Raw genomic sequence first — 23,539 nt, 5'->3', positions numbered from 1 at the left:
GCCGGAGACCGACAGGACACGGCAGAAGGCCCGAGAGAACGCGTGACCTGACCGCCTGGAAAGATCAGGCGCATGATCTCTGGGGTATGGCGCACGCTTGGCCTGGGGGGCGGTGCGGCGGTGGGTGCAGCCGCCTACGCGACGTGGGTCGAGCCGCGCTGGTTCGCACTGCGCCACCGTGAGGTGCCCTGCCTGCCGGCCGGCTCACCCAGGCTGCGCGTGCTCCACCTGTCCGACCTGCACCTGGTGCCCACCCAGGAGCGCAAGCGCACCTGGGTCCGTGAGCTGGCAGAGCTGGAGCCGGACCTGGTGCTGCACACCGGCGACCACCTGGCTGCGATGGACGCCGTCCCCGCGGCCCTGGAGGCCTATAGCGGACTCCTCGACAGGCCAGGGGCCTTCGTGCTCGGGTCCAACGACTACTACCCGCCCACCCGGAAGAACCCGCTGCGCTACTTCACCGACTCGCACAAGAAGGGCGCCGAGCTGACGCCGCTGGTGCTGCCGACCCAGGACCTGGTGGACGGGCTCACCGAGCGGGGCTGGATCGACCTGACGCACCGGCGCACCCTGCTCGACGTCCACGGCGTACCCCTGGAGCTGGTCGGCACCGACGACGCCCACCTGGGACGGGACAACTACGCCTCGGTCTCGGCGCCCGCCTCCCCCGACGCCGCCCTGACCGTCGGCGTCACGCACGCCCCCTACCAGCGGGTGCTGGACGCGATGGCTTCCGACGGCGCGGGCCTGCTCATCGCCGGCCACACCCACGGTGGGCAGCTGCGGGTGCCCGGTTACGGAGCGTTGGTGACCAACTGCGACCTGGACACCTCCCGCGCCCGGGGGGTGTCGCGCTGGTGGCCCGGGGCCGGGTCGACCCCCTCCTCACCGGCTCCCCCGGGAGCCGCGTGGCTGCACGTCTCGGCGGGTCTGGGCGGCAACCCCTACACGCCGTTCCGGTTCTGCTGCCGCCCCGAGGCCACGCTGCTGACGCTGACGCCAGGCGCCTCACCGACCGCCCGCTAGGTTCGCTCGGCGGCCGGCCGACGCCGGATTTAGGCCAGCCCGGCGGCGTGGGTTATCCTTGCGGACGCTGCCCGGTCCACTGGACCGGGCCGGACACGGGGTGTGGCGCAGCTTGGTAGCGCGCTTCGTTCGGGACGAAGAGGCCGCAGGTTCAAATCCTGTCACCCCGACCACCAGGAAACCGACCCTGACCCGCGGAAACGCGGTCAGGGTCGGTTTCTTGTCCCGCGTGGGCATCACCGGCCAGTGGGCGTGCGCGTCGAAACGTCGTTAGTTGGCCAAAGGCAGAAGTCTCTCAACGCCGGGGAGGGTGAGCCAGGCGCCGATGCCGGCGAGGAGGCATCCGGTGGTTCGGTCCCAGAGTTTGCGTCGCCGGGGTTGGGCCAGCAGGAGTCCGAGCCGTGAGCCGAGCACGATAACCGCGACCCAGGGCAGCAACCCGTAGAGGACGTCGACCATGCCCAGGACGAGGACCTGAACGGGGATCGAGTGTTCCGGGGAGATGAACTGCGGAAGGATGCTGACGAAGAACAAGAGCGCTTTGGGGTTGAGCAGGTTGGTCAGAAGTCCGGCCAGGAACGGGTGCCCGGCGCGGTGCTGGTCGGAGTGCTCGCGGCCGTCCGAGCAGAGCAGGCGGGTGCCGAGGTAGACCAGATAGAGCCCGCCGACCACCCGGATCAGGTCCAGGACCTCTGGTTGGCGGGACAGGATGGCGGACAGTCCGCCGGCGGCAAGCAGCATATGCACGGCCAATCCGGTCTGGGCACCCACGGCGGCCAGCACACCGTGACGCCAGTGGCGGGTGGCTGACTTCAGGATGATCACGAAGTCAGGCCCAGGTATCACGTAGGCCAGCGTCATCACGACGAAGAACGGCACCCAGTCGATGGCCAGCAACGCTTGGCTCACGGCTCCTGCCCGGCGGGTCTGGCTTGGCGGTGGCGGTGACGGTCAACCCGGGCCCGGTTGCCGCACCCAGGGCTGCACCACCGCTGGTTGGGACGAGCCCGGTGGAAGAACTGGCCGCACCCGGGGGCCCGGCACAGAGCGAGGTTGGCCAGATCCTCGCGGGCAAGCAGATCGATGGCCGCAGCGGCCAGCATCCCGCGCAGGGCCATCACCGGGTCTGAACAGGCCGGGACGGCCTGGGTCTGGCCAACTCCGATCAGGGTCCGGGTGGTCGCAGCCTTAAATACTGCGTCGTTGACCAACGTTACCGCCGGGGCTGGAAGCTCACCGCCCGCGGTGGCCGCGTGCAGCAGGGACAGGATGCTGTCTCTGAGCTGGCGCAGATCCCGTAGACCGTCCTCGCTCAGCTCCTCCAGCTGGGGCAGCCGCTGGGCCTCTTCGCCCAACCATCCGGTGAAGTCATCGACGGTGGGGATGAGGTCGACCATCGCCCCGCCGACCTCACGGACAGTGTTCGCGAAGTCGACAGCGAGGTGGTCCCCAAGCCAGGTCCAGGACGTCATCACCCCACCCTGACAGCCGAACGGGAAGACGCGCAAAAACCATTACCGCAACGCAGCTCTAGCTGCGGTGCAAGGATGACATCGATGAGCAGAGGCGCCAGGCACGCACCAAGGGGGTATGCAGGTCCGTTCTGCCGTGCGCAGAGGGCCGCCTACGAGCCGTCATGACCCGGGAGGTGTTCATCGAGACGGGGGCCGGTATGGCGTTCGACGATGCCGCGGCGGCCTGGTCCTTCGACCTGGAGTTGTGGGGCCGCTGCATCCAAGCCATGACGGCGGAGGACGCACACGCGAGGTTTACCGCGCACTTCGGCCCCTCGAGGATCATCGAGACCATCCGTGGCGATGAGCAGGCTTTCAACCGCGATCAAGAGACGCTGCGCGATGATGAGCTGGACGCGACGCTGGCCATCCTGCGGGTGCAGCGGGACCGCGCCATCACCCTGTTCACGTCCCTGCCGCAGGACGTGCTCGATCATGACGATCACGCCAGAGAGCTGCCGTCCTATGCGCGGTGGCGCACGATTCGGCAGATGCTCTGGCACATCACGGACACCGAATCGCGGTACTACCTGCCCTCCCTCGGGCTCCCCGCACGGCCACGCGCTGGTGAGCTCCTGACCGAGCTTCGGGACTCTTCCACCCATCTACGGGCCACACTCGCCACGATGCCACGAGACGCCCTCGCCCAGCACCGCGGTGAGCTGTGGACCTCGACGAAACTTGCCCGCCGCCTCGCCTGGCACGAACGCGGCGAGCTCGACGCGATCGAGGAGCTCCTTACTCGCTGGGGGCACTCATAGGCCAGTCCTCCAGGGACCGAGGCACGACATCGACATCGACACCGACACCGACACCGGAAAGGAGACCCCATACAGGGGCGCTACTCGCTTTTTGGGGATCAGGACTCCGATCAGCAGAAGCCCTCACGAGGCCCGTCGCGACAAGCCGATCGGGACCGCCATGCGGGGCTGCTGGCCAGGCTGCGACGTGTGCCACCCTGGGTGGCGTGACGCTCAGCGTGTTCGACCTCTACTCCATCGGCATCGGTCCCTCCTCCTCGCACACGGTCGGCCCCATGCGGGCCGCCGCGCTCTTCGTCGCCGCGCTGCAGGAGGCGGGCGAGCTGGACCGGGTATGCCGCGTCAGGACCGAGCTGTTCGGCTCGCTGGGTGCCACGGGGCGAGGGCACGGCTCCGACCGTGCGGTCCTGCTGGGGCTGATGGGCGAGGACCCGGAGACGGTCGACATCGCTCTTGCCCTGACCGTCCTGGACCGCTCCCGGGAGAGCGGCACACTGCACCTGGGCGGACGACATACCGTGTCGCTGGACGTGGACCAGGACGTGGTGCTGCGCCGGGGGGTCTACCTGCCCGGCCACAGCAACGGCATGCGGTTCACCGCCTATGGCAACGGCGGCGAGGACGACGTGCTGACCGAGGGCACCTACTACTCCGTCGGGGGCGGGTTCGTCGTCGACGAGGCCGCTCTGGAGGCCGACCGGCTCGTCGAGGACACCACCCAGGTGCCCTACCCGTTCACCACTGGTGAGGAGTTGCTGGACATCTGCCTGCGCCACGACCTGCGGGTCAGCGACGTGGTGCTGGCCAATGAGCTGACCTGGCGCCCGGAGCAGGAGGTGCGTGACTACCTGCTGCGGGTGTGGGCGGTGATGCAGGAATGCGTCGATGCCGGCTGCCGCACCGAGGGTGTGCTTCCCGGCGGTCTGCAGGTGGGCCGGCGTGCCCCCGGGATGGCGCGCAGGCTCAGGGCGATGGCCGACGACCCGTCGATCGGCCCCTCCGACTGGGCCAACCTCTACGCCCTGGCGGTCAACGAGGAGAACGCCGGGGGTGGCCGAGTCGTGACTGCGCCGACCAATGGCGCGGCCGGGATCATCCCCTCGGTCCTGCATTACTACACCCGCTGGTGGCACGACGACAGCCACGGCAGCGAGGACGACGCCGTCGTCCGGGTCCTGCTCACGGCGGCTGCCATCGGGATGCTGTGCAAGATGAACGCCTCCATCTCCGGCGCCGAGGTCGGCTGCCAGGGCGAGGTGGGCTCCGCCAGCGCGATGGCTGCCGCCGGTCTGTGCGAGGTGATGGGCGGCACCCCGCAGCAGGTCGAGAACGCCGCGGAGATCGGCATCGAGCACAATCTTGGCCTGACCTGCGACCCCATCGGGGGCCTAGTGCAGATTCCCTGCATCGAGCGCAACGCGATGGGTTCGATCAAGGCGATCAACGCGGTCCGGCTGGCGCTCCACGGCGACGGGGAGCACTTCGTCAGCCTCGACCAGGTGCTGCGCACGATGGCGGACACCGGCCGGGACATGCACGAGAAGTACAAGGAGACCTCGTTGGGCGGGCTGGCCGTCAACGTCACCGAGTGCTGAGTCCGGACAACGGCACCTGCTTGCCGCGTGCCGCGACCGACAAGCGGTGCGTAGTTGGACCTTGGGCACTTGGTAGGTTTGCCCTGCCCCTACCCGGAAGGTTGACCGGTGTCGCTCCTGCACGTGCTCGTGGCGGTAACCCTCGTGGTCGCCCTCGCCCCGGTGCTAGCCCGAGTCATGGGGCGGTCAGCCGGGTGGGTGCTGGCGGCGGCCTTGCTGGGGTGCGCAGGGCTGCTCGCGTCCCTGCATACGCCCGGGGAACGCCTGGAGCAGGTGGTCCCGTGGATCCCCTCCGCGGACATCATGCTGAGCCTGCGCCTGGACGGGTTGTCGTTCCTCTTCTCTTTGGTCGTCCTGATCATCGGCGCCGTGGTCATGGCCTACTCGGCTGGCTACCTCAAGGAGCAGACACCCAGCGCCTTCTACACCCTGATGACGTTCTTCGCCGCCAGCATGATGCTGCTGGTGCTGGCCGACGACATCGTCCTGCTCTACGTGGCGTGGGAGCTGACCACGCTGTGCTCCTACCTGCTCATCCTGCGCTCCTCACCGGAGGCTGCTGCTCCGGCCACCAGGACGCTCCTGATCACCGTCGGGGGCGGGTTGTGCCTGCTCGGTGCCGTGGCGACCCTGTGGAGCACGACGGGCACAACCAACCTCACGGAGGCCCTGAGCCACCCCGCCTGGTCGCAGGACCCGGTCTTCGCTGGAACGGTCGCCGTGCTGGTCGCGGTCGCCGCCATGACCAAGTCCGCGCAGTTCCCCTTCCACTCCTGGCTCCCGGACGCGATGGTCGCTCCCGCCCCGGTGAGCGCCTACCTGCACGCAGCTGCCATGGTGAAGGCCGGAATCTACCTGCTGATGCTCTTCGCCGCGGCCGCCGCGAACTCCCCCGTCTGGTCGGCGCTGCTGATCACCGTCGGCCTCATCACCACCGTGATGGGCGGGGCCTTCGCACTGCAGAAGCACGACCTCAAGCAGTTGCTGGCCTACTCGACCGTCAGCCAGCTGGGTCTTCTCGTCGTCATCATCGGCGTGGGCACCCCCCTGGCCATGCTGGCGGCGAGCACCCACGTCGTGGCCCACGCCCTCTTCAAGGCAGCGGCCTTCATGCACATCGGCCTGTTGGAGAAGCGCTTCGGCAGCCGCCACATCAACGACCTGTGGGGGCTGGCCCGCAGCACCCCGTGGGACTCGGCGATGATCATCCTGGCCGCGGCCAGCATGGCAGGGGTGCTGCCGCTGCTTGGCTTCGTCAGCAAGGAGCTGATCCTGGAGGCCGCGCTGGAGGGACCGAGCGGGTGGCTGGTGGCCGGGATCCTCACCCTGGGTGCGGTCCTCACCGTCGGCTACAGCGCCAGCATGATCTTCAACACCCTGCCCGGCTCGGTCGTCAGCGAGCCCGTCCGGGAGGGCACCCGGCCCATGGTGGTGGCGATCGCGACCACCGCCCTGGGTGGGCTGATCCTGGGCCTGGCGGTCCCCGTCCTGGAGCCGATCATCCTCCCCTCGGCGGCCGTCGCAGCGGGCGTGGGCGCCGACCAGGTGGGTTACCTGGCGCTGTGGCATGGCGTGAACACACCTCTGCTCCTCTCCCTGGTCGCAGTGGCCGGCGGCGTGGGTTTGGCCATGTGGGTCCGCCGGCATCTGGAGCTGGTGGAGCGGCCGCTGCTGCCGTTCACCGGTGTGCAGATCACCCAGCGCCTGCTCGCCGGCACCATCGCCGCGGGTCGCCGCGTGGGTGATCTGACCCGCAGCGACGCGATCTCGGTCCACCTCGGGATCCCGGCTGTCGCCCTCGGCATTGGCGCGGTCCTGCTGCCGCTGACCTGGCACGGGATGCCCGGAGCTCAGCGCACCGAGCCCTTCGACGTGGTGCTGTTGTGCGTGGTGGCCATCGGCCTCCTGGCCGTCGTCACCGCCCGGCACCGACTGACCGCGGTCCTGTCCACCGGCATCGTCGGGTTCGCCGTCGCGCTGTGGTTCTACTCCCTCGGCGCCGCCGACGTTGCTCTGACCCAGATGCTGGTGGAGATCCTCACCGTGGTCATCATGGTGCTGGTCATCAACCGGCTCGGCCGACGCATGCTGGCCACTCCTGGACGCCGGCGCCGGGCGCTCACCGCGCTCATTGCCCTCGGGGGCGGGACCGCTGCCACCCTGGCCACCCTGACCCTGACCGGCCACCGCGACCTGTCCCCGGCCGGGGAGTACTTCCTGCGCAACGCCGAGGCCGACACGGGCGGCACCAACGTGGTCAACACCATCCTGGTCGACTACCGGGCCCTGGACACCTTTGGTGAGCTCGTCGTGCTGGCTATCGCCGCACTGTCGATCTACGCCCTCATCCAGGCCCGGGCCCTGGTCCACGAGCCGACCCCGACGCTGCGCCTGTCGACCCTTGCCGATCCCTACGCCAACGCGATCTTCCTCACCACTTTCGGCCGGGTCCTACAGCCGGTGATGATCGTCGGCTCGTTCTACGTCCTGCTGCGGGGCCACAACGCCCCCGGTGGCGGCTTCATCGGCGCCCTCGTCGGCGCCTCCGCGCTCGCCCTGGCCTACCTGTCCAGCGCCAGCGACGACAGCCGCTGGATGCGGCTGCCCTATCTTGCCATCGCCGGGTCCGGCATCCTGGTGGCGGTCGGCAGCGGCCTGCTCGGTTTCGCTGACGGTTCGTTCCTGCGCCCGCTGCACGCCTACCTCGGGGGACAACACCTGACCACCGCCCTGATCTTCGACGTTGGTGTCTACCTCGGCGTCCTCGGCGTCATCCTGGCGGCCGTGCGGCTGCTCGGACGGGACCAGCCGGCGGTGTCGGCCACCGCCGACTCGGTGCTCAGCCCGAGCACGGTCCATCCGGCCGACACAGCACCACCTGCCGACGTCGACGGAGGTGACCGCTGATGATCCTGGCCCTGACCGTCGGCGCCCTGACCGCGGGTGCGCTGTACCTGCTGCTCCAGCGTGACTACCTGCGCACCATCCTCGGCTTCGTCCTGCTCAGCCACGCCGCCAACCTCCTGCTCTTCAGCGCCGGTGGGATCCAGCGCCGGGGCGAGCCCCTGGGCTCAGCCCCCGACCCCGCCACCACCGCCGACGCCCTGCCCCAGGCGTTCGTGCTGACCGCGATCGTCATCGCCTTCGCGATCACGATCTACATGCTGTCGCTGTCGGTGACCGGTCGTCGGCAGGACGCCGAGGGTGAAGGCCAGTCCGCGCAGGAGGAGACCTCATGACCCTGGCCTCCCTGCTCCCCCTCTACGTCGCCGCGCCCCTGACCCTCGCGGGCCTGACCGCGGCCGCGCCAGCGCGGTGGCTGTGGCCCCGGCTGCTGCTCATGGTCGCTCTGCTCACCCAGCTCGTGCTCTCGGCCCTGCTGGTCGGCACCCTGCGCGACGGCCGGGTCATCGCCCACGGGGTGGGTGGCTGGCAGGGCGGGATCGCCATCCCGTTCGTGGCGGACATGCTCTCCGCGCTCATGCTTGTGGTCACCAGCCTGCTCGCCCTGACCTGCGCCGGCTTCGCGTTGGCCTCCCACCCCGGGCGGGTACGCCTCTTCGTCCCGTTGACGCTGGGGTTGGTCGCGGGGGTCAACGGGGCGCTCCTCACTGGTGACCTGTTCAACCTCTTCGTCTTCATCGAGGTCATGCTGCTGCCCACCTACGGGCTGTTCATCCTGGCCCGGCGGCAGCAGGGCACCTTCCGCTCCCACGTCGGCTCGCGCCTCTACGTCGCCTTCAACCTCTTCGTCTCCACCGTCTTCCTCATCGGCGTAGCTCTGATCTACGGCGTGACCGGCACGGTCAACCTGGCTGAGCTGGCCGGGGCGGCCGCCGAGGACCACCTGGTGGCAATCGCCGGCGGCGTGGTTCTCGCGGCCCTGTGCATGAAGGCCGCCGTGGTGCCGACCCACGGTTGGCTCGCCCGCACCTACCCATCCACCTCGCCGGCCATGACTGCCCTGTTCTCCGGGCTGCACACCAAGGTGGCCATCTACGCCATCTACCGGATCTACGCGGTCCTCTTCGACGGAGACACGCGCTACCTGTGGATCGGTCTGGTGCTGTTCACGCTGACGATGGTTGTCGGGGTGATGGGCGCCGTCGGCGAGAGGACGACCCGGTCTATCCTCGCCTTCCACATGGTCAGCCAGATCGGCTACATCCTGCTGGGCGTCGCACTCTTCACGCCAGCCGGCCTGGCCGCAGGCATCTTCTACCTGCTGCACCACATGATCGTCAAGGCCTCGCTCTTCCTGTCCACCGGCGCCATCGAGGAGCACTACGGCACCAACGAGCTCAGCCAGCTCAAGGCTCGGATCAGACGTGAGCCGGTCGTCGCGGCCAGCTTCCTCTTCGCTGCCCTGTCCCTGGCCGGCCTTCCTCCCTTCTCTGGCTTCGTGGCCAAGCTGACGCTCATCGTGGCCACCGTGGACGCCGGACACCTGTGGGTGGCGGTGGCCGCCCTGATGGTCAGCCTCATCACCCTGATGTCGATGCTGAAGATCTGGGACGCCGTCTTCGCCAGCCACACCAGCGACGAGGCCAGCCAGCCCTCGGCCCGCATCCGCGCCGCACGCCGGCTGCGCATCCCTCCCGGCATGGTCGTGCCTGGGGCGGCGCTGGCAGTGGTGACGCTCAGCCTGGGTCTGGGTGGTGAGGTCCTCTACGGTTTGTCCATGACGGCCGCTGAGGGTCTGCTCGACACCACCGGGTATGTCGAGGCGGTCCTGGCACCGTGACCCTTACCTCCCTCGCCAGGTTCCCCGGCTTTCTGGTCTGGTACGTCTACCAGGTCCTGCACTCCTCCGGCTCGGTTCTCAGCAATATCCTGACCAGAGAATTGCGCCACCCTCTGCGGGTCGTCCAGATTCCTCTGGCCTCGACCCGGGACTGGCAGGTCGCGATCTTCGGCGGGCTGATCACCCTGACCCCGGGCACCCTGACCCTCGGTGTGGTGCAGGAGGCGGGCGAGCGCTACCTGCTGGTGCACTCGATGCAGCACGCCAGCAACGAGCAGGCGCGGGACGAGCTGGCCGACATGGAAGCGCGGATGCTGCGCGCCTTCCCGGGACGAGGGGACAGGACGTGACCTACGTCATCGTGATCGCCGTGGCCGGCCTCTCGCTGGCCGCACTCGCCGGGGTCTATCGCATCGCGGCCGGGCCCACGGATGCCGACCGGGTCGCGGCGGCGGACCTGCTGACCTACTCGGTGGTGGGGCTCATCGCGGTCACCGGCATGCGGCTGGGCAGCATGGGGACCCTGGATCTGGTCCTCGTGGCCACCCTCGTCGCCTTCCTGTCCGCGGTCTCCCTCGCCCGGGCCCTGACGCGAGGAGCCCGCTGATGCTCACCGTGGTCTCCAGCGTCCTCATCGCCGTCGGCACGGTGGTCTTCTGCATCGCCGGTCTGGGGCTGCTGCGGCTGCCGGACGTCTTTACCCGGATCTCCGCGATCGGCACCGCGGCCGGGATCGGCGTCGCCTTCATCGTCCTGGGGGTAGCCCTGCAGGACCCGACCCTGGCGAACGCGATCAAGGCGATGGTGGCGATCCTGCTGCAGGTCACCACCTCGGTCATCGGGGCAACCGCGATCGCCCGGGCCGCCGTCCTGCGCCGCCAGCACTTCGCCTCGGGCACGGACCTGGACTCGGTGGCCCACCTCGGTGCCGTCGCCAGCCGGCCGGAGGGGCAGACCCCCGGCCGGGACCGCTAGGCCCGCCTGTCCCAGGATGTATCCCGTGCCGCCGACTTCTCCACCCGGCGTGCGACTGTAGGGCCGTGAACAGACAACGACCCGGCCTGCGTCGCGTGCTGGTCAGCGCGACTCTCCTCGTGCTGGCCGTGTTCGCCGTCATCGTGATCCCGGAGGCGCGGCCTCTTGCCACCGTCGTGTCCTTCCTGGCCCTCGCGGCCCTCGCGACAGGACTCACGCAGGTGCTCGACCTCGGTGAGGTCGCCCGGGTGCGGGTCGCGGGCGCAGGCCTCCTGCTGCTGGGTCTGGGGTTCGCCGCAGGTGCGGTCGTCATCGCGTTCGACCCATCGGCGCTTCCCGAGTCCGGCTTCCCGCAGATCTCCGCGACTGCGCAGATCACCGTCGGTATCGCTGGCGCACTACTCTTCGGGGGCCTTGGCCTGGCAGTCCTGCTCCGCCGCGCCGGGTCCTCTGGAGGGGTCTCTTGAGTTCCCGGCCCTCTGCCGGCTGGCCCGTCGCGGGTCAAGGACTCAGTCAGGGTTCACCCTGCCCGAGGTGAGGCCTCTCCGCAGGCCGTCGCCACCGGTCAGCCGGGCGAGTGCAGGGCGGCCAGCTCGGCCTCCATCACCTGCTCGTCGTCGGCGTCCAACCGCACGTGCGCGAGCAGGGTCAACAGCACCCGCAAGGCCGCGGAGGCGCGCTCCCCCCACGACGACAGGTAGCTGAACTGCCACCACCACATCGCCTCGGTGACCCGACCCTCCAGATAGTGCGTGCGTCCGTGGGACAGGTCCGCGGCGACCGAGACCAGGTCGGCAGACAACGAGCCCGGGACGACCCCGGTGGAGATGACCGGGTCCTCGACGTCGCAGTAGTCGTCCAGCCCGCCCAGCAGCATGTGCAGGCCCTCTCGGACTGCCTCCAGATCGGTGTCAGGGCCGGCGTCAGGCTCGAAGCGCTCGACCGGCACGACGTCGACGAGAGCACCCACCCGGGCACCGGCGGCGCACAGCTGCCCTACGGAGAGCAGGAGCAGCGGCAGCGCGGTCTCGGCGGCGGCCCCGGACGCCACCTGCTCCAGCGCGGCGAAGTAGGCCTCCACCTCGGCGTGCATCAGGGCGGCCTGCTGCTCCCAGCCCTCATCCTCCTCAACGGGCTCGCTCATGGCCCCCACCCTAGACCTCAGGGACAGGGAAGGGACGGCATCGGGCTCCCGTCAGCGGGTGGCCGGCGAGGGGGTCTGCCCAGAGACCTGTCGGCGGCCCTCGAAGGCCCGGCCGAGGGTGACCTCGTCGGCATACTCCAGGTCCCCGCCCACCGGCAGGCCGGAGGCGAGCCGGCTCACCATGACCTCCTCGTAGGGCGCCAGCAACCGGGTCAGATAGGTGGCCGTGGCCTCACCCTCCAGGTCGGGGTCGGTGGCGATGATGACCTCGCCGACCGCACCGTCCGCGAGGCGGGCCACCAGCTCGCGCAGGCGCAGGTCCTCCGGGCCCACGCCCCCGATCGGGTTGATGGCGCCGCCGAGCACGTGGTAGCGCCCACGGAACTCGCGGGTGCGCTCGATCGCGGCCACGTCCTGGCTCTGCTCGACCACGCAGATCACCCCGGGGTCACGGCGCTCGTCCAGGCAGATCCGGCAGCGCTGGGCCTCCGCGACGTTGCCGCACACCTCGCAGAAGCTGATCTTCTCGCGGATCTGCAGCAGGGCCTCCGCCAGCCGGGTGATGTCCTCCGGGTCCGCGGTGAGCAGGTGGAAGGCGATGCGCTGGGCACCCTTGGGACCGACACCGGGGAGTCGACCGAGCTCGTCGATCAGGTCCTGCACCACGCCTTCATACACAGCAGACCACTCTAGGCGCTCCGGGGGACAGACCCCGACAGACCACCCCGACGGGGACCTGCCGGTCCAGCAGTCCGGTGAGCAGGTTGGCAGCCCCCGGGCAGTGGCGATCAGGGTGTCATGGTGGACCAGGTTGCGCCTGGGGCACCAGGCGATCCGGCGCGGTGAGGGCATGGCGGCAGGAGGCGAGGATGAACGGCACCGTGTCGGCAGGCGTCCCGTCGAAGTCGAAGAGGCCCGGGCCCCTGCTCACGCCGGCGTCTCGGGGGCGCGCTGGTTGTACTCACCGGCCCACTCCTGGCCGCTCATCGCCAGGATAGCGGCCATCACCTCGTCGGTGAGCTCGCGCCGGGCCCGGCCCTGCGGCCCATCCTCGAAGCGTCCCGCGACCTCGATCGGGGCACCGAACTCGACCCGGACCTTGGCCCGACGGGGCAGCTTGGACCCGACCGGCATGATGTCCCGCGTGCCGGATAGGGCGACGGGCACGATGGGGCACTGTGCCTGCAAGGCAAGCCAGGCCATCCCCGTCCGCCCGCGGTAGAGCCGTCCGTCGCGGGACCGGGTGCCCTCGGGGTAGATGCCGAAGGCGCCGCCCTCGAGCAGGTGCGCCAGGGCCAGGTCCAACGACTTTTGAGCGGCGCGGGTGTCGTCCCGGTCCACCGGGATCGAGCCCACTCCCTGGAACCACTCGCGGCTGATCCAGCCCTTGAGGCCGGTGCCGGTGAAGTACTCGGCCTTGGCGAGGAAGGCGACCTGCCGGGGAGCCGTGAGCGGGATGACCACGCTGTCGACGAACGACAGGTGGTTGCTGGCCAGGATCACCGGGCCTTCCGCAGGCACGTGCTCCGTGCCCACGACCTCGGGTCGCCAGATGACGGTGGCCAGCGGGGTAGCGATGGGGTGAAGCAGCTCGTAGATCATGCAGCCCTCTCAGGCGACCGGCTCGTCGTTGATCTCGATGACGGTACCGCCCAGGACGGTCTCGATGACCGGCTGTCCCACGCCCCCCGACGTGCCCAGGTCCTCGTCGTCGTCGCTGGGCGCGTCCGAGAACTCTTCCACGGCCGTCGGACCGCGCCGCGCCCGGACCGCCTCCCGCTCCTGGGGGTCCGGACCGCCCGCCCTCGGGGGCCCGCGGTGCACCTCCGGACGGAGCTGCCCATCCGTGGGCCGCTCGGCCCGCCGGGCTACCTGCTCCTGCTGGCCTGGGCCGGGTGGGCCCTGGGGAGCCTGCGGTATGGCGTCGTCCTCGCCGGCGCCGGCCCCCGCGAAGGACGGGGAGCCCTCGGTCGCCCAGGCCGGCGCGGCGGTGCTGCGTGCCGACTGCGCCCAGTCCGGACCGACCTCGGCCGGGGGACGGGCACCCACCGCGCCAAGCTGTTCGGCCATCGAGGGCTCGGCGGGTCCGCTCGGCGTCTCGCCACCGGCGCCGCCCCCTCCACGGCCGCGCACCCGCACCGGCTGGTTGCTGCCGGGAGCCTGGGCGGGCTGAGGCGGCGTCTGCCCGCCGCGGGTCCGCAGCCGACCGCGCGGAGGCGCGTCGCCGACCGGAGGCTGAGCACCCGCCGGCGCACCGGACGCTGCCGGGGCCGCCCCCGGCTCGACCGGTGGCTCACCGTGCCCCTCCGGCTCACCAGGCCCCTCCGGCGGGTCACCGGGCCCGGCCGGTGGGTCGTCAGGTCCGGCCGTCGGCCGGGGTGACGACGGTGGCCGTGCGGGCTCGCCAGGCTGCTGCTGCGACGGCGGCGCGGTGGCCACCGGGCGGGCCTCGTGGGTCTGCTCGCCGACCCCCGGGGGATGCGGGCCGTCTGCCCCGGCGACCGTCGCCTCGATCCGCACGTCCAGGGCCAGGGCGTCGAGCACGCCCTGACGCAGCGCCTCCTCGTTGGAGGTGCCCATGAAGTGCCGGATCCAGCGCTCGTCGGGCATCCCGACCAGCAGCCGGCGGCCGTCGTAGTCAACGACCTGGATCGACTCGAGTGCCCCGGCGGTGCGGCGGCTGATCTCGCGCACCGCGGCGATGATGTCCGGCCAGTGGCGGCGCAGAGCAGCGGTGTCCAGGTCACCCGGTCGGGGTGGTCCGTCGGAGCCGGGCGCGGTGCCAGGTCCAGGGCCGGGTGGCGGCCCGGCGGGACCCTGCGCAGGCCCGGACGGCGCAGCCGGGGGCGGTCCAACCGGAGCCGGCTGCCCGGTGGGCTGGGACCCCGGCCAGGCCGGGGTGGGCTGCGGCTCTGGGCCAGGGGCGCCCGGCTGCCGCGGCGACCCGACCGGCTGCTCGTCCGCGGCCGGACCCGCCGCGAGGCGGCGCTCGATCCGGTCCAGGCGGGCGCCATACCCGTCCTCCCCCGCGGCTGCCGGGAGCAGCAGCCGAGCTGCGAGCAGCTCGAGCATGAGCCGGTAGGACACGGCGCCGGCCATCTCGGACAGGCCGCGGGCGACGAGGTCGGCGGCGCGGGACAGCCCTGCGGGGCCGTAGCCCTGGGCCTGCCGGCGCATCCGTTCGACCTGGTCCTCGGGTAGGCCGGGCAGCAGGCCCCCTGCCTGCTCACCCACTGCGGCCAGCACGATGAGGTCGCGATAGCGCTCCAGCAGGTCCTCCACGAACCGCCGGGGGTCGTGGCCGGACTCCATCACCCGGTCCACCTGTTGGAAGACGGTGGCCGAGTCCCCCGCCGCCACGGCATCGACGACCGCGTCGAGCAGCTCCACATCGGTGAAACCCAGCAGCGCGGCCGTGCGCTCGTAGGTCAGCCCCTCCTGGCCCGCCCCCGAGATCAGCTGGTCGAGCGCCGAGAGCGAGTCGCGCACGGACCCGCCACCGGCACGGGTGACGAAGGATAGCACCCCCGGCTCCAGCCGGACCCCCTCCTGGGTGCACAGCTGCTCCAGGTAGCCGGTGAGCCTTTGCGGCGGGACCAGGTGGAAGGGGTAGTGGTGGGTCCGCGAACGGATCGTCGCCAGCACCTTCTCCGGCTCGGTCGTCGCGAAGATGAACTTCACGTGCGGCGGCGGCTCCTCGACGATCTTCAGCAGCGAGTTGAAGCCCTCGCGGCTGACCATGTGCGCCTCGTCGATGATGTAGATCTTGAACCGGGACTGGGCAGGCCCGAAGGCGGCCCGCTCCCGCAGCTCGCGAGTGTCGTCGACCCGCCCGTGGCTGGCCGCGTCGATCTCGATGACATCGACCGACCCCGCCCCCTGCCGGGCCAGGGCCACGCACGACTCGCAGGTGCCGCACGGCTCTGGTGTCGGGCCCTTCTCGCAGTTCAGGCAGCGGGCCAGGATCCGGGCGCTGGTGGTCTTGCCGCAGCCGCGCGGCCCGGAGAACAGGTAGGCGTGGTTGACCCTCCCGGAGCGCAGCGCCTGCATGAGCGGCTCGGTGACGTGCTCCTGGCCGATGACGTCGGCGAAGGACTCGGGCCGGTAGCGGCGGTACAGGGCGGTGCTCACCTGTCCGACCCTAACGCCCTGTGCCGACAGGGGTGCCCGATCCTCCCGGGCCCTGTGGGTCGTCGGTCGCACGCCGGACCCGGCGCCATCCCTGCACGGCTAGGGTCAGCGTGACCGCCACCATCATCAGTCCGTAGCCCGAGATGCCGGACGGGGTGGGTTCCTCCAGCAGCCCACCGAAGGCCACCAGCGCCGCCAGCGGCACGAGGGCGGTCTGCAGCCAGGCGGCCCGGCGAGCCCGAGTCGCCCGGTCCCGGGCGAAACGCGAGGCGTAGGTGGCTGGCGTCCCGAACTCCTGGGCCAGATCCTGGCCGGACTGTGCCGCATGTGACCGAGCCTCGCGGACGATCTCCCGGACCTTGGTCTCGGGAAGGTTCATGCGCAACCGCAGCGTCCCTGCGAGCTCCCGCGCCCAGGCCTCGTCGTCCAGCGGTGGCCGACGCCGATGGCCGCGCTCGGGCAGCAGCCGTTCCAGGGCACCGGCGAGCAGGGCATACCCGATCGCCAGCAGGCCGAGGGAGAACGTGCTGCCGGTTGCAAGCACGTCGTCCCGGGTGCCCAGCAGCAGCCAGGCCAGCAGCGCCACGGTCAGCGCCGCGACGCCGAGCCCGGCGGCGGCAGCCATCCAGGCGGGGCGGCGGGTGAGGACTCTCTCCCAGGTCGTCAGTGCGCCCATCACCCCCGTTCCGGCGACCAGCGGCAGCAGGAGCAGGCCCCAGGTGTAGTCGGTGCTGAACCCGTCGCGCACCAACCAGACCACCAGGATCATGAGGCTGATCAAGGAGGCCACCACCGAGCCCACCACCAGGACGTCCCGCCAGGTGGAGTCGGGCGTGGAGTCCACCGTGGGCAGACCCTGCTCGGCCCGGTCGACCACCCGCTCGCGCGCCCACTCCCGGGCCGGGCCGTAGAGCACCTCCGGCCCCTCCCCACTCTCGCGGACCAGGTTCAAGGCGTCCTGCAGCTCGCGCCGGATGAGCCCGGGTGAGACCTCGTCCAGCACCAACGTGCCCACCACCTGCTCGGCCCAGGCCTGGTCCTGCGCCACCCCACGAGCGTCTCGGTATGCCTGCAGCACCCCGGTCAACGGCCCCTCATGTCGTTCGCGGCTCATCGGCTCTCCTCCGTGCGTAACGTGTCGGTCAGGTCGTCCCAGGCAGCGAGACCGTCGCTGAGATGACGTCGCCCCTCGGCCGTCAGGCGGTAGTCCTTGCGCCCGGGCCCACTCTCGACCTGGGCCCAGGCGGCCTCGACGTGCCCCGCCTCCTGCAGTCGCGCCAGCGCCGGGTAGAGCGATCCGCCGCGCAGTCGCCCGAACCCCCGGGCCTGGAGCTCCTGCGCGAGCGCGTACCCGTGCAGCGGTGCCGACGCCAGCGTGCCCAGGATCGCCAGGTCCAGACTGGCCCGCACCCAGGACATGGGCCATCGGGAAGCTTCATCCATGTACCTAAGTATGCACTATACCTAGGTATGCATGTCGAAGCACCCTCTCTGCAGGCGAGCGGGCAACCCGGGGGGGCCTAGCCGCCGATGCGCAGCACCGTCATCCGGTGAGCGGCCCGGGTGAGCACGACGTACAGCGCACGGACGCCGCCGGGGGACTCCGCGACGATCGCGTCGGGGTCCACGACGACGGTGGCGTCATACTCCAGGCCCTTGGTGGACAGCGGGTCGATGAGCAGGGAACGTGAGTCCCCGGCCCTGCGGTCGACGACCTGGCCCAGCTGCTCGTGCCAGGACCAGGGCGCAATGACGGCCACCTGGCCGTCAACCTCCTCCAGCAGGCGCTGCACCTCTTCGATGACGGCGCCCACCATCTGGTTCGCCGGGACGGTGAGCTCGCCCGGCTCGACCCCGGTCTCGCGGACGGCCGCGGGGATGTCGGCGTCCGGCACATGCTCCTGGATCATCCGGGCCGCCAGCTCGAAGATCTCCCGGGCGTTGCGATAGTTGGTGTCCATGTGAAAGGCCTGCCGAGGCAGGGTCCCGAACGCTTCCTCCCGCGCCCGGGCCGCCTCCTCCAGGTTGTCCCACGACGCCTGGGCCAGGTCGCCCACCACGGTCCACGAGGCCCACCGGCCGCGGCGACCGAGCATCCGCCACTGCATGGGCGAGAGGTCCTGGGCCTCGTCCACCAGGACGTGCGCGTACTCCTCGGGTTCGCCGAGCCGTCCGGCGAGCAGCCGCTCTCGCGGGTCCTGGGACAGCCGCTGCGCCGCCGAGGCGTCGCCGAGCGCGCCGTGGTCTCCGGCGACGTGCTCGTCGCCGGAGCCGGCCCGCAGAGCCGCGACCCCGTACTGCGAGGCGTCATCCAGCTCCTCGATCTCGTAAAAGCCCCGTTCCTCGCTGGGCAGGTCCACCATCGGCCCCAGCCGGGCCTGCAGGTCATCGATGAGCGCCATGTCGGCCACGCTCCATGAGCCGATGCGCAGCGCCTCCTGGTAGGACCCGGCGATCACCTCAGCCTCCCGCGGGGGGACCCCGAGCCGACGGATGGTGTGCTCGTCGGCGAGCCACAGGAGCAACTCGCGCGGGTCCAGCGGACGCCACCACTGGCGCATGAATGTCTCGACGTCGCCGGAGTCGGTGAACCGGCCGATGAACTCCTCGCGCTCCCCCTGTAAGACCTGCTCCCAGGCGATGGCGGCCAGCGCATCGACCGCCGCGTCGTAGGCCGAGTTGCGGTGGTGGTGGCGCAGCACCTGGCGCCGCGCGCGGTCGAGGTCGGACTGCTCCAGCCGGATGGCGTAGCCGGCGACGAAGGTGCGCAACAAGGTCGGGGCGCCCGGGATGGGCGCCCGGGACAGCCGGGAGAGCAGCTGGCGGATGCGCAGGCTGCCCTTGAGGGCGGCGACGGCTGGCTGGTCTAGGCGGGTGGCGCCGACCCCGGCGACCACGTCGCCGATCGAGCGCAGCACGACGGAGTCCTCACCGAGCGAGGGCAGGACCCGTTCGATGTAGGCGGTGTAGGCGGACGAGGGTCCGACGACGAGCACCCCGCCCCCCTCGAAGCGCCGTCGGTCGGAGTAGAGCAGGTAGGCCGCACGGTGCAGGGCGACGACCGTCTTGCCGGTGCCCGGCCCGCCGGTGATCTCGGTGACACCGCGGGCAGGAGCCCGGATGGCCTCATCCTGGTGCTGCTGGATGGTGGCCACGATGTCGCGCATCTGGGCACCGCGGGACCGGGTGAGGGCCGCCATGAGGGCACCGTCGCCGACCACGACGACGTCGTCGGGGGCCTCGGCGACCATGAGGTCGTCCTCCACCCCGACCACCTGCTCACCACGGCAGCGCAGCACCCGACGACGGATCACGCCCTGGGGGTCGACAGGGGTGGCACGGTAGAAGGGTGCGGCGGCGGGGGCACGCCAGTCCACCACGAGCGGCTCGTAGTCGTCGTCGCGCACCCCGAGCCGGCCGACGTAGCGCACCTCACGGGTCCGACCGTCCTCGTCCGGGGTGGTGTGCTCCAGGTCGAGCCGCCCGAAGACCAGCCCTTCGTGCTGCTGCTCCAGGCTGGCCCGGCGTTTCCCAGCCGTGTAGACCAGCGCGTCTCGCTCAAAGAGCCCGGCGAGTTCCTCCTCCCGCGGATCCCCCGTCCCCCGACGGTCGGTCTGACCCCGGGCCATCCCCTCCGCGTGGATCAGCTCCACGCGCTGCGCCGCCTTGGCCAGCTCGGCATACACCTTGTCCACGTGCGCCTGCTCGGCCGCGATCTCGGCGGCGACGACGTCACCCTGGGTCGCGGTCATCAACCACCTTTCGTCGCGGGGTCCCGGCACGGTCCGGCACCCCGGCAAAGACCTCACTCTACCGCGCGTGGTGAGCTCAGACCCAGCCTCGGCGCACCGCCTGGACGCCGGCCTGGAATCGGGTGGCCGCACCCAGGTGGTCCGTGAGGTAGCGGATCCGGCGCTCGACGGTGCGCACGGAGGACCCGATCTGGCGGGCGATGACCTTGTCGGAGGCGCCGATGGACAACAGGGCCAGCACCTTGGTGTCGCGGTCGTCCAGCGGGGCAACCGGCTCCTCCCCCGTAGCCTCGAGCACCTGGCTGGTGGGCCCGAACGGGGTGGACAGCGACCAGATCGCCTCGAACAACCGGATGACCGCCTGCCGGGCGGGCCGTCGGCGCAGGGCCAGCGAGCCGTAGCCGTCGGGGTCGTAGGCGCTGATGTCCACCAGCACCGACTCGTCGTCGCAGACCAGGACGCCGAACGGCACGCCGTTGCCGACCCGGGCGGAATACCCCTGGGCGTCCGCTCGCTCCAGGCGGTCCAGCGCCCACGGCTCGTTCAGCACCGAGGTGTCGAGCACGAGGCGCACGTCCACGCCGTCGGCCAGCGCCAGCAACCTCTCGTCGGCGGCTACCCGGACCAGCAGCTCGCGGGTCACCACCGAGGCGTCCAGGGCCCACCACAGCCGTTGCCGGGCCGAACGGTGCATCGCCTCGATCCGCTCGATCACCTCCGGGACGCTGCTCAGCAGGTCGAGGTCGGGCAGCGTGGCCCGGGTCCCCCGGCCGACCGCCCGCCGCCATTGGTTGTCGAGCTCGGGGATCGAGGCCCGCGCCAGCGCAGTCCGGTGCTCCATGATCTCCAGATACTGAGGGAAAGACTCCCGAGGCGGGACCACCGCCCAGGTGTCCTCCTCGTCGCTGTGCGCGAGGAAACCCCGCGCCAGCAACTCGGCCGTGCCCAGGTCGATCTCGGCGTCCGAGTAGCCCCGCTCGCGCAGGCGGCCGCGATCCGCCGTCCCGAGCCGGATGCAGGCCACGCACATCCGAGAGACAAACTCTTCGAACGCGACGCCGTGAAGGTCGGCGTCCCCCCGGGGGTCATGATTCATGCGATCATCCTGGCGGATCTCCGCCATTGTCGCCATTCCGACTGTCTTGGAGGTGACAAGGCCGCCGCCGGTGTGCGAAGGTAAACAAGCCGGTTCGCCGGAGCAGGGAATGTGCGAGTTATCCGGGATATGCCCCCATCTTGTCCCGTGACGACCCTGCCCTGCTGTGCAAGGTCCTCCTGGGAGATCACCCCCCTGCCTCCCAGGAGGACCTTCACCATGTCTTCACCATGTACGGCGCCTTTCGCGTCTTGGCGCGTCATCCCCATGCCATCCCCTGGCCCCACTCACGCGCGCCTCTCGACCGGCCGCGCACCGTCCGCCCGCCGCGGCTGGGTAGGCTCAGGTGCTGTGAAGGTCCTTCTCCTCGGCTCCGGGGCGCGGGAGCATGCCCTGGCCCGGTCCCTCGCCCGCGATCCTGCGGTGAGCGCGCTGATCGCCCTGCCCGGCAACCCCGGAATCGCATCCCTGGCCCGGTGCCGGCCCGGGGATCCCGCCGACCCCGAGGTGGTGATCGAGGTCGCCACCTCGATGCAGGTCGACCTAGTCGTGGTCGGGCCCGAGGCGCCGCTGGTGGCCGGGGTCGCCGACGAGGTGCGCGCGGCCGGGATCCCCTGCTTCGGCCCGTCCGCCGAGGCGGCCCGGCTGGAGGGGAGCAAGGCCTTCGCCAAGGAGGTGATGACCGCGGCCGGCGTTCCGACCGCCGCGGCGCACGTCTGCACCACCCTGGACGCCGTCGAGATGGCCCTGTCCGCCACCGGCTCACCGTTCGTGGTCAAGGAGGACGGCCTGGCTGCGGGCAAGGGGGTCGTCGTGTGCGCCAGTCGGGACGAGGCCCTGGCCCACGCCGCCGCCTGCCTGGGCCGCGAGGACGGGCGGGTCGTCGTGGAGGACTTCCTGGACGGGCCGGAGGTCTCCCTCTTCTGTCTCGCCGACGGGCGCACGGTGGTCCCGCTGGAGCCCGCGCAGGACTTCAAGCGGGTCGGTGACGGGGACGCAGGGCCGAACACCGGCGGGATGGGTGCCTACACGCCCCTGCCCTGGGCACCCGAGGGCTTGGTCGAGCAGGTGGTGCGCACGGTCGCCGAGCCCACGGTGCGCGAGATGGCCGACAGGGGTATGCCGTTCGTCGGCCTGCTCTACATCGGGCTGGCCCTGACGCCGGCCGGGCCTCGGGTGATCGAGTACAACGCCCGGTTCGGCGACCCCGAGACCCAATCGGTGCTGGCCCGGTTGCGCACCCCCCTGGCCGGCGTGCTGCTGGCCGCCGCTCAGGGCCGGTTGGCCGAGCTACCTCCCCTGGAGTGGTCCCCCCAGAGCAGCGTGACTGTCGTGGTGGCCGCCGACGGGTACCCGGCCGGACCCCACACCGGCGACCCCGTCCAAGGCATCGACGAGGCGGAGTCAGTGGACGGGGTGCACGTGCTGCAGGCCGGCACCCGGGTCCACGAGTCGCACGGACAACTAGTCTCCGCCGGCGGGCGGGTGCTGTCCGTCGTGGCGCTGGGCGACGACCTGACCCAGGCCCGGGAGCGCGCCTACGCCGGCGTCTCTCACATCTCGCTGCGCGCCTCCCATCACCGCCGCGACATCGCCGAGCGCGCCGCCGCAGGGGAGATCGAGATGCCGAGCCTGGCCGGAGTCCTTGACGCCGTCTCGGCCGGCGCGGGTCCAGGCACGGCCGTCGCCGCGTCGGGCGACACCCACGCGGAGGAGCCGACAAGATCCCCCAGCCAGGAGCCGTGATGAGCGCTTCCCCGAAGGCACCCGAGATCCCCGGCCACGCGCTGCTCTACTCCGGCAAGGTGCGGGGGCTGTACGCGCCGCTGGACCCCCGGACCGGCGAGCAGGACCGGAGCCGCCTGCTCCTGGTGGCCTCGGACCGGATCAGCGCCTACGACCATGTCCTCGACACCCCGATCCCGGACAAGGGCGCCGTGCTGACGCAGCTGTCGCTGTGGTGGTTCGACCAGCTGGCCGGTGTCGTGGACGCCCCCCACCACGTCCTCTCCGCCGACGTGCCGGCCGAGGTCGGTGGTCGTGGGATCTACGTCCGACGCCTGCGGATGCTGCCTGTCGAGTGCGTCGCCCGTGCCTTCCTCACCGGAGGGGGGCTAGCGGAGTACCGCGCGGATGGGACCGTCTCCGGGGTGCCCCTGCCGGGAAACCTCGTGGATGGCTCGCGCCTGCCGGAACCGGTGTTCACCCCGAGCACCAAGGCACCGGCAGGCGAGCACGACGAGCCGATCAGCTATGACCGGGTGGAAACGCTGGTCGGGCCTCGCCTGGCCGGCCGGATCCGCGACCTGGCCGTGCGGATCTTGGTGCACGGCAACGAGATCGCTGCCGAGCGCGGGATCCTCATCGCAGACACCAAGGTGGAGTTCGGCCTTGACCCGACCCAGTTGGGCGCCGCTCTGGGGATCACCCCTGAGCAAGCCATGGAGGATGACCTCGACTGGGCCGCGGTCGATCCCGATGCGGTGCCGGTGGTCTTGGCCGACGAGGTCCTGACCCCCGACTCATCCCGGTTCTGGCGGGCAGAGGCGTGGGAGCCGGGCAGGTCACAGATCTCCTACGACAAGCAGGTGCTGCGCGACTGGCTCACCTCGCCCGCCAGCGGATGGGACCGGTCCTCCGACAGCCCACCCCCGGCGCTGCCCGACAACGTGGTCGCCCTGACCCGGGCCCGCTACGTCGAGGCCTACGAGACCCTCACCGGACGTGCCTTCCAGGCCCCCGCCCACTCCGGCAACCCCTCCCACCCCGCCCATCCCGACCGGCCGCCCACCGACCGTTGA

Annotated in this window: 22 protein-coding genes and 1 tRNA gene; 13 read left to right on the top strand and 10 right to left on the bottom strand. The window is 71.1% G+C overall.

Annotated features, from left to right (window positions below; genetic code table 11):
• The first annotated feature begins 72 nt into the window (after nucleotides 1–72).
• On the top strand, nucleotides 73–1,026 hold the full coding sequence (locus FY030_RS01525) for a metallophosphoesterase (RefSeq protein ID WP_158059980.1): 954 nt from the start codon (nucleotides 73–75) through the stop codon (nucleotides 1,024–1,026).
• Between the two features lie 96 nt (nucleotides 1,027–1,122).
• Nucleotides 1,123–1,199: transfer RNA gene (locus FY030_RS01520), tRNA-Pro, on the top strand.
• Between the two features lie 97 nt (nucleotides 1,200–1,296).
• Here the strand turns inward: FY030_RS01520 and FY030_RS01515 are convergent.
• Both FY030_RS01515 and FY030_RS01510 read right to left on the bottom strand, forming a co-directional pair.
• Nucleotides 1,297–1,935 carry a LysE family translocator gene (locus FY030_RS01515; RefSeq protein ID WP_202879741.1) on the bottom strand — a complete coding sequence of 213 codons (639 nt, stop codon included), beginning with the start codon at nucleotides 1,933–1,935 and terminating at the stop codon, nucleotides 1,297–1,299.
• Complete coding sequence (locus tag FY030_RS01510; protein WP_158059979.1) at nucleotides 1,932–2,498, bottom strand: CGNR zinc finger domain-containing protein; 567 nt, start codon at nucleotides 2,496–2,498, stop codon at nucleotides 1,932–1,934. Before FY030_RS01510 ends, FY030_RS01515 begins: the two co-directional genes overlap by 4 nt.
• 164 nt (nucleotides 2,499–2,662) lie before the next feature.
• Here FY030_RS01510 and FY030_RS01505 point away from each other — a divergent pair, with 164 nt between their 5' ends.
• The 9 genes from FY030_RS01505 (at nucleotide 2,663) to FY030_RS01465 (ending at nucleotide 11,082) form a co-directional block, all read left to right on the top strand.
• Nucleotides 2,663–3,301 (top strand): hypothetical protein, encoded by a 639-nt coding sequence (locus FY030_RS01505; protein WP_158059978.1) that lies wholly within the window; start codon nucleotides 2,663–2,665, stop codon nucleotides 3,299–3,301.
• Nucleotides 3,302–3,507: 206 nt separating this feature from the next.
• Nucleotides 3,508–4,896, top strand: a complete 1,389-nt coding sequence (locus FY030_RS01500; protein ID WP_158059977.1) for an L-serine ammonia-lyase — start codon at nucleotides 3,508–3,510, stop codon at nucleotides 4,894–4,896.
• A 108-nt stretch (nucleotides 4,897–5,004) separates the two neighbouring features.
• Nucleotides 5,005–7,803 (top strand): hydrogen gas-evolving membrane-bound hydrogenase subunit E, encoded by a 2,799-nt coding sequence (gene mbhE / locus FY030_RS01495; RefSeq protein WP_158059976.1) that lies wholly within the window; start codon nucleotides 5,005–5,007, stop codon nucleotides 7,801–7,803.
• Nucleotides 7,803–8,135 (top strand): sodium:proton antiporter, encoded by a 333-nt coding sequence (locus FY030_RS01490; protein ID WP_158059975.1) that lies wholly within the window; start codon nucleotides 7,803–7,805, stop codon nucleotides 8,133–8,135. The genes mbhE and FY030_RS01490 overlap by 1 nt, the downstream gene beginning before the upstream one ends.
• On the top strand, nucleotides 8,132–9,640 hold the full coding sequence (locus FY030_RS01485; protein ID WP_158059974.1) for a monovalent cation/H+ antiporter subunit D family protein: 1,509 nt from the start codon (nucleotides 8,132–8,134) through the stop codon (nucleotides 9,638–9,640). Before FY030_RS01490 ends, FY030_RS01485 begins: the two co-directional genes overlap by 4 nt.
• On the top strand, nucleotides 9,637–9,990 hold the full coding sequence (locus FY030_RS01480) for a Na+/H+ antiporter subunit E (protein WP_158059973.1): 354 nt from the start codon (nucleotides 9,637–9,639) through the stop codon (nucleotides 9,988–9,990). Before FY030_RS01485 ends, FY030_RS01480 begins: the two co-directional genes overlap by 4 nt.
• Nucleotides 9,987–10,247 (top strand): MrpF/PhaF family protein, encoded by a 261-nt coding sequence (locus FY030_RS01475; RefSeq protein ID WP_158059972.1) that lies wholly within the window; start codon nucleotides 9,987–9,989, stop codon nucleotides 10,245–10,247. Before FY030_RS01480 ends, FY030_RS01475 begins: the two co-directional genes overlap by 4 nt.
• On the top strand, nucleotides 10,247–10,615 hold the full coding sequence (locus FY030_RS01470) for a cation:proton antiporter (protein ID WP_158059971.1): 369 nt from the start codon (nucleotides 10,247–10,249) through the stop codon (nucleotides 10,613–10,615). The genes FY030_RS01475 and FY030_RS01470 overlap by 1 nt, the downstream gene beginning before the upstream one ends.
• Before the next feature lie 65 nt (nucleotides 10,616–10,680).
• Complete coding sequence (locus FY030_RS01465; RefSeq protein WP_158059970.1) at nucleotides 10,681–11,082, top strand: hypothetical protein; 402 nt, start codon at nucleotides 10,681–10,683, stop codon at nucleotides 11,080–11,082.
• Nucleotides 11,083–11,180: 98 nt separating this feature from the next.
• Here FY030_RS01465 and FY030_RS01460 read toward each other — a convergent pair whose 3' ends face one another.
• The 8 genes from FY030_RS01460 to FY030_RS01425 form a co-directional block, all read right to left on the bottom strand.
• Nucleotides 11,181–11,759: a DUF5063 domain-containing protein gene (locus FY030_RS01460; RefSeq protein ID WP_158059969.1), complete on the bottom strand. Its 579-nt coding sequence runs from the start codon at nucleotides 11,757–11,759 to the stop codon at nucleotides 11,181–11,183.
• Nucleotides 11,760–11,810: 51 nt separating this feature from the next.
• Nucleotides 11,811–12,437, bottom strand: a complete 627-nt coding sequence (recR, locus tag FY030_RS01455) for a recombination mediator RecR (RefSeq protein ID WP_158059968.1) — start codon at nucleotides 12,435–12,437, stop codon at nucleotides 11,811–11,813.
• Between the two features lie 249 nt (nucleotides 12,438–12,686).
• Nucleotides 12,687–13,361 (bottom strand): lysophospholipid acyltransferase family protein, encoded by a 675-nt coding sequence (locus FY030_RS01450; protein ID WP_158059967.1) that lies wholly within the window; start codon nucleotides 13,359–13,361, stop codon nucleotides 12,687–12,689.
• 9 nt (nucleotides 13,362–13,370) lie between these two features.
• The gene (locus FY030_RS01445) at nucleotides 13,371–15,890 is read right to left on the bottom strand and encodes a DNA polymerase III subunit gamma and tau (RefSeq protein ID WP_158059966.1); all 2,520 of its coding nucleotides are present in this window, start codon (nucleotides 15,888–15,890) and stop codon (nucleotides 13,371–13,373) included.
• Between the two features lie 10 nt (nucleotides 15,891–15,900).
• Entirely contained in the window at nucleotides 15,901–17,004 is a 1,104-nt protein-coding gene (locus FY030_RS01440) for a hypothetical protein (protein ID WP_158059965.1), read from the bottom strand.
• Entirely contained in the window at nucleotides 17,001–17,333 is a 333-nt protein-coding gene (locus FY030_RS01435) for a PadR family transcriptional regulator (protein ID WP_158059964.1), read from the bottom strand. The genes FY030_RS01440 and FY030_RS01435 overlap by 4 nt, the downstream gene beginning before the upstream one ends.
• 77 nt (nucleotides 17,334–17,410) lie before the next feature.
• Complete coding sequence (locus tag FY030_RS01430; protein WP_158059963.1) at nucleotides 17,411–19,642, bottom strand: HelD family protein; 2,232 nt, start codon at nucleotides 19,640–19,642, stop codon at nucleotides 17,411–17,413.
• Between the two features lie 76 nt (nucleotides 19,643–19,718).
• Complete coding sequence (locus FY030_RS01425; protein WP_192498673.1) at nucleotides 19,719–20,738, bottom strand: helix-turn-helix transcriptional regulator; 1,020 nt, start codon at nucleotides 20,736–20,738, stop codon at nucleotides 19,719–19,721.
• Nucleotides 20,739–21,089: 351 nt separating this feature from the next.
• Between FY030_RS01425 and purD the strand changes: the two genes are divergently transcribed.
• A complete protein-coding gene (purD, locus tag FY030_RS01420; protein ID WP_158059961.1) occupies nucleotides 21,090–22,484 on the top strand; it encodes a phosphoribosylamine--glycine ligase in 1,395 nt (464 codons plus the stop codon).
• Entirely contained in the window at nucleotides 22,484–23,539 is a 1,056-nt protein-coding gene (locus FY030_RS01415) for a phosphoribosylaminoimidazolesuccinocarboxamide synthase (protein WP_158059960.1), read from the top strand. Before purD ends, FY030_RS01415 begins: the two co-directional genes overlap by 1 nt.

It is taken from the genome of Ornithinimicrobium pratense, assembly GCF_008843165.1.
GTDB classification, from domain to species: domain Bacteria; phylum Actinomycetota; class Actinomycetes; order Actinomycetales; family Dermatophilaceae; genus Ornithinicoccus; species Ornithinicoccus pratensis.
This window is presented reverse-complemented; position numbering and strand designations above follow the sequence as displayed.